At 36.1% G+C, this 8743-nt stretch carries 8 protein-coding genes and 1 pseudogene; 1 reads left to right on the top strand and 8 read right to left on the bottom strand.

The annotated features are described in order from the left end of the window. Positions 1-25: 25 nt before the first annotated feature. The 4 genes from LAV82_RS29325 to LAV82_RS29340 form a co-directional block, all read right to left on the bottom strand. Positions 26-1009: an agmatinase family protein gene (locus LAV82_RS29325; protein WP_211079446.1), complete on the bottom strand. Its 984-nt coding sequence runs from the start codon at positions 1007-1009 to the stop codon at positions 26-28. After that, positions 984-2279 (bottom strand): imidazolonepropionase, encoded by a 1296-nt coding sequence (gene hutI / locus LAV82_RS29330; RefSeq protein WP_211079447.1) that lies wholly within the window; start codon positions 2277-2279, stop codon positions 984-986. Before hutI ends, LAV82_RS29325 begins: the two co-directional genes overlap by 26 nt. Positions 2280-2298: 19 nt before the next feature. Beyond that, a complete protein-coding gene (gene hutU / locus LAV82_RS29335; RefSeq protein WP_499717482.1) occupies positions 2299-3966 on the bottom strand; it encodes a urocanate hydratase in 1668 nt (555 codons plus the stop codon). A 149-nt stretch (positions 3967-4115) separates the two neighbouring features. Further along, positions 4116-5603, bottom strand: coding sequence for a response regulator transcription factor (locus LAV82_RS29340; protein ID WP_211080192.1), 1488 nt, complete (start codon positions 5601-5603; stop codon positions 4116-4118). A 252-nt stretch (positions 5604-5855) separates the two neighbouring features. Between LAV82_RS29340 and LAV82_RS29345 the strand changes: the two genes are divergently transcribed. Continuing rightward, entirely contained in the window at positions 5856-5966 is a 111-nt protein-coding gene (locus LAV82_RS29345) for a small, acid-soluble spore protein, H family (protein WP_307872080.1), read from the top strand. A gap of 251 nt (positions 5967-6217) precedes the next feature. Here LAV82_RS29345 and LAV82_RS29350 read toward each other — a convergent pair whose 3' ends face one another. The 4 genes and pseudogenes from LAV82_RS29350 to LAV82_RS29365 all read right to left on the bottom strand — a co-directional run. Continuing rightward, positions 6218-6445 (bottom strand): helix-turn-helix domain-containing protein, encoded by a 228-nt coding sequence (locus LAV82_RS29350; protein ID WP_098563579.1) that lies wholly within the window; start codon positions 6443-6445, stop codon positions 6218-6220. A gap of 321 nt (positions 6446-6766) precedes the next feature. Next, positions 6767-7246 carry a hypothetical protein gene (locus LAV82_RS29355; protein WP_499717483.1) on the bottom strand — a complete coding sequence of 160 codons (480 nt, stop codon included), beginning with the start codon at positions 7244-7246 and terminating at the stop codon, positions 6767-6769. Positions 7247-7641: 395 nt separating this feature from the next. Beyond that, a complete protein-coding gene (locus LAV82_RS29360) occupies positions 7642-8430 on the bottom strand; it encodes a ParB N-terminal domain-containing protein (RefSeq protein WP_499717484.1) in 789 nt (262 codons plus the stop codon). A gap of 107 nt (positions 8431-8537) precedes the next feature. Then, a pseudogene (locus LAV82_RS29365) lies at positions 8538-8743 on the bottom strand (replication protein); the annotation flags it as partial.

Raw genomic sequence — 8743 nt, forward strand, 5'->3', positions numbered from 1 at the left:
TCAAAAGGATAAGAAAATTAATAGTTTATTTTCTATTTGCAAAGCCTGTTAAAAAATTCAAGAATACATGAACTCCTGCTTTAACAGTGATTCCTGATTTATCGCGTAAGGGATCTAAACATACAATATCCATCGCTTGGACTAATGAATGTGAGCCCGCAATGTATATTGCCTCGAACAATTCATCCGTTCTCATTCCTCCTGTAGTCCCTGCTGGTACACCAGGGGCATAAGCAACATCAAGAACATCCATATCTACTGTAAGATAGATGACATCCACTTTCTTAGCTAAATCGTCTAATGCTTTTTCAACTGTATTAGAGATTCCTGTTTTTCTAGCTTGAAGTAAGGTCACGTAATTAATATTGTGGGTATCTGCATACTCTTTGAGCGATTTTGAGTTATAAAACCCATGCAGGCCAATATTCCAAACGTTTTTCCCTTCAACCGTACCACTCTCAATCAAGTTTCGAATGGGTGTTCCATTTGATGGTCCGTTATCTTTTAAACTGCGTAAATCGAAATGTGTATCAAATTGAAGAATCCCTATACGTTGTTCTGGATGCGACTCTTTCCAGCCTTTTACTAACATAGCCGTAATCGAATGATCTCCCCCTAACACGATAGGCAGTGTATGAGGGTGATATTTCCGCATTGAAATCATTGCTTCTTTAATATACTGATGAGAAAGTGAAATATCTGTTACATGCTGTTTGACATCGCCTAAATCTAAAACCGATAAGGGGGTCAAATCCGTATCATATTCGATATGATACGGATTAAACGATTTCCATAGTTGTCTCATAGCAAGGGGAGTTTCACTTGCTCCTGATGCACTAATAGAAGATCTGGAAAGAGGGACTCCCAAAATGGTTACATCTACAGCTTGAAAATCTATTTCATCTTGAACCTCAAAAGTCTCGATCCAATCACTTACCTTAGGTTCAGTTGAACGCTGTCTTTCCCAATGAAAAGAGGGACGATTAAGTTGTGGGTACGGGTACGTCACGTAAAGCCCCACCTTCCACAATCACTTGTCCTTTTTTAATGACAGTATCTACGAGGTTCACTGCATAGTTATACTGCAACGTTTGATAATTCGGTGCATCAAATAAAACAAGATCCCCCTTCTTTCCTACTTCGATACTTCCCACTTCATCAGCTTTTCCAATGGCATGAGCTGCATTAATTGTACATGCTGTCAGAACTTCAGCTGGCGTCATCTTCATCGTAAGACATGCTAGATTCATAATGAAAGGTAACGATTCAGTAGGTGATGACCCTGGATTCCGATCTGTAGAAAGAGCAACCGGCACCCCAGCTTCAATCATCTTCCTTGCATTCGCAGGCTTCTCCATTAAAAAGAACGCTGTACCTGGTAATAAGACTGCAATAACGCCACTTTTAGCCATTTGTTTAATACCTTCATCCGATGCTTGTAATAAATGATCGGCCGAAACAGCTCCCACCTTGGCTGCAAGCTCTGCACCGCCAAATTGAACAATTTCATCTGCATGTATTTTTGGTTTTAAACCATACCTTTTTCCTGCCTCAAGAATTTGCTCCGACTGTTCAATTGTAAAAACTCCTTCTTCACAAAAAACATCGCAAAAATCAGCCAAATTTTCTTTTGCAACTCTTGGAATCATTTCCTCTATCACTAAACGAACAAATTCGTCTGGATTTTCTTTATATTCAACTGGAACAGCATGAGCTCCCATGAAGGTAGAAACTATATCAATAGGGTGTCTTTCGTCCAGCCTTTTGGCTGCTCGTAACTGTTTCAATTCATCCTCCAGTGTCAAACCATATCCACTTTTCGCTTCAACCGTTGTAACTCCATATTGTAGAAAACGATTCAGACGTTTGGAGGTTTCTTGAATCAATTGTTCTTCTGTAGCTTCTCTTGTACTTGTCGTTGTTTGGAGAATTCCTCCGCCTGCCTTTAGGATATCAATATATTTAGCTCCGTTTAATCGCATCTCTAGCTCTTTTTCACGACTTCCCCCAAACACAATGTGAGTATGGGCATCGATTAGACCTGGAGTAACAATTTTTCCTGAAGCATCAATCGTATTGACATGTCCATTCAACTTATGAACATAGCGTTCTGCTTCAACATCTGATCCAACAAATGTAATCAGCCCATTTTCCACTACAACACTGCCGTGTTCGATAATACCGATATCGGACATATCTTGAGCACGTTTTGGTTCTTTACTTCCACCTCTAACTGTAATCAGTTGTGAGGCACGTTTAATATACGTAATAGATGACATACTATTCACTCCGTTTCCTTTAGTCTAATGTTGGAATGTTCATGCCTTTTTCCTTGGCTGTTTGAATGGCTAACTCATAGCCTGCATCTAAATGGCGAACAACCCCCATACCAGGATCCGTTGTTAATACGCGTTCAAGACGTTTAGCCGCATCTTCCGTGCCATCTGCTACTACAACCATACCTGCATGAAGAGAATATCCCATACCTACGCCACCACCATGGTGAACGGATACCCAACTTGCCCCTGCAGCTGTATTAACTAGTGCATTTAAAATAGGCCAATCTGCTACAGCATCACTGCCATCTCTCATTGCTTCTGTTTCGCGGTTTGGCGAAGCAACAGATCCCGCGTCTAAATGATCTCTACCAATAACAATAGGTGCTGAAAGTTCTCCAGATGCAACCATTTCATTGATAATTTTTCCAAATCGTGCACGTTCTCCATATCCTAACCAACAAATACGTGCCGGTAATCCTTGAAATTCAATCTTTTCTCTCGCCATTTTAATCCAGTTACAAAGATGAGTATTATATGAGAATTCACGTAAAATAACTTCGTCTGTTTTATAAATATCTTCTGGATCACCTGATAAAGCTACCCAACGGAAAGGTCCTTTTCCTTCACAGAATTGAGGCCGGATATAAGCAGGTACAAAACCTGGGAAGTTGAACGCGTCTTTTACGCCTTCATCTAATGCTACTTGACGAATATTATTTCCGTAATCGAAAGCAATGGCTCCTTCTTTCTGCATATCTAACATAGCCTGAACATGAACAGCCATACTAGCCTTAGATTTCCTTACATATTCTTCAGGATTTTCGGTACGTAATATTTCCCCTTGCTCTAAGGTAAAGCCTACTGGAAGGTATCCATTTAATGGATCATGCGCGGATGTCTGATCCGTTACAATGTCTGGAATAAAGCCGCGTTTAATCATTTGAGGAAGCACTTCAGCTGCATTTCCAACCAACCCAATAGAAAGCGCTTTCTTTTCTTTTTTTGCTTCTTTAGCTATTTTAATTGCCTCGTCCAAACTTTCTACCACAATGTCACAATAACGTGTTTCAATTCGTTTTTCGATGCGTGTTCGGTCAACATCAATGCCAATGACTACGCCACCTGCCATTGTAACAGCTAATGGCTGTGCTCCACCCATCCCGCCTAATCCTGCCGTTACAGTTATGGTACCTGCTAAGCTACCATTAAAGTGTTGTTTCGCACATTCAGCAAATGTTTCGTATGTACCTTGTACAATTCCTTGACTTCCGATATAAATCCAGCTACCGGCTGTCATTTGCCCATACATCATCAATCCTTTTTTATCGAGTTCATGGAATTTTTCCCAGTTAGCAAAGGCTGGAACAATATTGGAGTTAGCTAAAAGCACACGTGGTGCATCTTTATGAGTTTTGAAAACAGCTACTGGTTTTCCAGACTGTACTAATAGTGTTTCATCTTCTTCTAAATCTTTTAAAGTCGCTACAATACGATCAAAGGCATCCCAATTTCGTGCTGCTTTCCCTATTCCTCCATATACTACTAATTTCTCTGGGTGTTCGGCTACTTGTGGGTCGAGGTTATTCATTAACATACGAAGAACAGCCTCTTGGACCCAACCTTTTGTATTTAATTCAATTCCTTTAGGAGCGCAGTATTTGCGCAAGTTAACTGATTGAGTATTCATCATATAGTCCCCTTTCTGTTAATTAATATTTTATTTTAAAAAAACTAACAGAAACAGAAGATAATAATCAGAATATAAGTAATATTAAAACTATAGAAATCTTTAATATTGCCAAATTCTTCATTAATTATAGTAAAATAACTAGATATCTAGATAAATATTTGATTTTTCCAGCTGGAAGGTGATACACCGGTCTGATTTTTAAATACCCTACTGAAATAATTTGGGTCTGAAAAACCTATAGAAAAGGAAATTTGCTGAATTGACAGTGATGTTGTAGATAATAGATGTTTAGCTTTATTTATCCGAACATTCGTAAGGTATTGCTGAAACGTTTGTGATGTTCTCTGAGATAATACATAACTAAAATAACTTGGGCTTTTATTAACATAATCAGCTACTACTATGAGGTTTAAATCTGTCCGACTGAAGTGTTCATCAATAAACCTCAAACCAAGTTCAATAAAGTCATTTTGAGTATTTTTTTGCTGAGTTTTAACTTGTTCTAGAATTTTATCAATAAAAAGTAATAATTCTTGTACAACTTTAAAAAGTACTGGAGAATTAAGAACAATGTTAAAAATGTTCCTATATTGTTCCTCTAATGCTGGATTTTTTTCTAATCGATAGGATTTCATATGCCTCCGTATCTGTGCAAGAATACTAGTAAGGCTAATACGGATTAACTCAGGTTCAGGGTATCCGTTTGGAAAATTAGTGAATTTATCATAAAGCCAATTTTTTATAGGTATTAGGTTTTCTCCCTCTAACATTTTAATCCATATTCGTTGTTCTTCAGAATTTAATAAAGGATCAAATTCTTCAAAGCTCGGGAATTCAGAAGCTTTCATAACTTGTGTATATCCCTTGTAAAATACCATTTTTAACGTCTGGATACATCTCATATAACAGGCATGTAAAGAATCTTCAACTTTATTTATGGAGTCAATGCTAATAAAAACTCCCCCGTTCAGTAATTTGATTGAATGACTTATGAATCTAGTAGAATCTATGTACAACTTGTCCATTTCAAAAATAGAAAAAAGACATACTATGTAATCACTAAATAATAAAACAACGGGTGTTTCCATAAATATATACTCATTAATATACTTATAAAGTTCTTTTAAATCGTCTGGATATTCTGGTTTTATTATCATTATTCCTTTATAATCTTTGGAAAACTTTACATCAGTTTCTATCATCAATGATTGGTAATATCTATAATTTTCATCTTTATTTTCTAAATCAATAGGCTTTCCTTTAAAATTTGATAGCTTTTTCATACTCTTTTCTAATGATTCTTTTAGTTTCTCAGGTAACAATGGTTTTACTAATAAATTAACAGCTTGAAGTTGAATTGCTTGCCAGGCACGTTCAAAAATCGCCTCAGTAGTGATAGCTATTATAATCCCTTGGTAATTTTCCACTTTTCTTAGGATAATCTCCCAACTGTTAGTCGAAAACATTTCTAACTCTAAAATCAATATATCTGGTTCACTTTTCTCAAATTCTTTAATAAACTCCCTTGCATCTTCAACTAAACATACTTCATTAAATTTCATAGAATAAGAATTTATTAACCATTTAATACCTACTCTTTCTGTAGAGTCTCTATCGGCAATTATTATTCGCATTGCTCTATCCTCCTAGAATTTAATAGGGAATAATTAGACTTAGCTATTTACTTGAAAGATAAATTTTAAAAACTAAATCTGGATAATTCCTGCTTTTATTATATAAGTATATATAATACTTAAGCTCCTAGCATATAAGGTATTTATTGGAGATTGATCATCCTTCTTTTTTGAAATAGAAGATTAAATGTATAAAAATTAATCAAAAACCAATATTATCATTTTTATAAATAAAAAGGAGTCTAGATAAAGGTGGATGCACAAAGAGCACAAGAAATTGCAGATTCACTGGACATGGCCAATGTAATATATAATGGAAAAAGCATTTACCTTGAGCATGGAGAAGGAGGAATACCGGCTTGAAGATAGTTAATTTGATAGAAAATGAGGTTTCTTCTCTAAAACAATTATATGGGGACATTAACTTGAAAGATAAGAATTTATAAACAAGTTCTTTCTAAAAGGAGCTCTAGATTAATTTAATTAAATTTTATTAAGTAGTTCTAGTCGAAAAGAAGGCGAGCTATTGAAAACATCCTTAATTGGAATATTGCAACATAATTTACATTTCCATATAACAATAAACCCCATGTTATTTAACATTTACATGGGGTTTATAAATCAAAGAAATCTTGAATTTGCTTATTTTTATCCATTTTCTTTACTGCATCCATAAGTTTCTTCAAAACTGCAGGCGATGGTATATAGTCTTTTTTGTTGCAAATTCTCCAAATTGTATTACTTGACACTTTACTTCTCTCTGCAAATTCCACCTGAGTTATCCCCTCTTGATCTAGCCAGCGTCCAAATTTACTTCTTTTAGGATTCTTCCACCAAAACACTGCTATCACTCTCCTTTTTTATTAGCCTGTCCATTTCTTATCAAATCTAATCAAACTTGGAGAGAAAATGAGCATAAAGAGGCAATTTATACATAGAATAGAAGAAATATAAGCTTTTCATGTATCTTGTCGAGATTTTTGTCATAATCATATAGCATGAATACAGTTAAGACCGCCTTATACACTGATACATACTGGGCGGTCTTTGTTATCGATATTCTTTAAAATTAAACTTCGCACAAAAAAAACCTCTCCCTCTAGGCGGAGGAAAAGGTTTTTTTGTGTAAATATTAGATAACAAGATACAACCATTCTAGCAAATCATTTTTCAAAAAAGGTTTTTAGCCACTTATAAAAACTCTTCTTTTGTTGTTGTGCTTTTTTTAACGCCCGAATTTCACGAGCCATTGAAATTAATTGACGTTCGCGTTCCTCAAATTTTGCATCGATATAGCTTTGTATCTCTTTCATTTGCATCTCACGTGGTTCTAGGCTGAGGGTTTGCTTTTCAGTTGAAATGTTAGGTGGAGTGTCTGGTATTTGTAATAGGTTAAATTTTTTTGCAACGGTTATAACGGCTTTTTCTAAGGTCATTTCAGGATAGGCATAAATTCTTTTTAGTTCATGAAAGATGGTAACGTCATCATTTGTATAAGCTAATCTGCCTTGTTTTTTAGTAAATTGCACACCAATTTTGGCAAAATGGAAGTTGTACTTTCGGATAGTTGATATGGGCAAACCAAGTATATCGGCTAATTCTTCGGTGGTATATGCTGCTTCTGCGGTTATGACTCTCAACATATGATCACCTCCTCTTATCAAGAGAACTATTCTAGGTATATACATAAAAACCTTCAAATAATAAGAGGACCATATTTGATATTTTGTCTTTTTGCCGTTAATGCACTAAGGAACAGTTTTAGCTGCAGATAAGATAGTGCGTTCACCTATTTAATTCATGAAAAAAACGAGTGCCACACTTCCTCATTGCAATGGTTTCTCCTGCATTAGCTTCTTTCCGTAACCACTTTTCATCTTCGTTCACATTTTTTAAATTCATGTTTTACCGTTAATAATTGACAGCCCTATATTCTCATAGCCATGGGATAATTCAAGTCCATGTCTTGATATTTTGGCTCTCTTTTTCATCTTAAGTCAAGATGTTCTCCCTCTACACCATTCTACTCTCAATTTATTTACTTTTGATATTCATAGACAACAGGAACTTGATCCATTTTGACTGTTTTAGCCACCACATAACGACGGTATCCATCTTTTAAGATCTTCGATCCTTTTTCAATCGTCAACGGCTCATCTAAACGCCCTGTACGCTTCACAAAATCGATAACCTTTTGCGTTTTCTCAGGGTTTGGGCGTGTCTTTAAGAACTCTTCAGGAACGATAATATCATCAAAGTTCAATAGATCTTGAGTTCCCTTCGGTTGGTTGGATAGTGTTGTCTTTTTTTCCACAGCCTTTTTCTCTTCTGTAGGCGCTTGTTGTACTTCTGGCTGAATAGTCTTTATTTCTTTCTTCTCTTCCTTTGTTACAGGTTGAGAAACAGGTACTTGCTCTTCTTCCTGTTTTTTAGATTCTGTGTTCTGTGGCACTTCAGAAGCCGTAGAAGCCTCTTGTTTAGGTTCTTTTTTCGCATCTGACTGATTCTTTTCTTTATCATTTTTGTTCGGGAGAACAGTAATTTGAAAACAAATCACCCCTACCTCACCAGGACATTCATCAATCGGAATATCCAGCGTTGGTTCCCCTTGAATTAAAATCTTTTCATGCATGATGCTTTTCTTCGTGAGTCCAGTTTTATTAAAGGCTTTCTTCGCAACAAACACTGTATACGAAATAAAGGTACTCTTCTTTAATCCCTTAGGCGCAGATGGTGACCCTTTTTCACGCATATCAAAAGCAACGTAGCGATCATATTCTCGTAAGGGTCCTGTAGCTGATCCAGTTAAGGTAATTTTATGTGGCATAATAGTCTCCTCCTACGTAGATGATTAGTTATTGTTTATTTAGAACACAGTTCTAAATAAACAGAATGTATTAAAACATCAGCTTCTAAGAGATTTCTATTCAAAAGTTAGGAAGCTGTGTCTTTTAACTGGTTCTGTTGACGCAAACATTCTTGTTCCTCTAGGGTTAAAACTTGTCCTAAGTCATGTTTCACCTGAGCTATCTCCAACAAGCTATACGTGGAGCTGTGCTCCTCCAGCAAGTCCCCTTCTTCTGGTGTTAGCTCTTGTCCTAAATCTTGCTTCAACTGAATCATTTCAAGCTGTTGATCCA

The organism is Bacillus sp. ILBB4 (assembly GCF_035064545.1).
GTDB lineage: Bacteria > Bacillota > Bacilli > Bacillales > Bacillaceae_H > Priestia.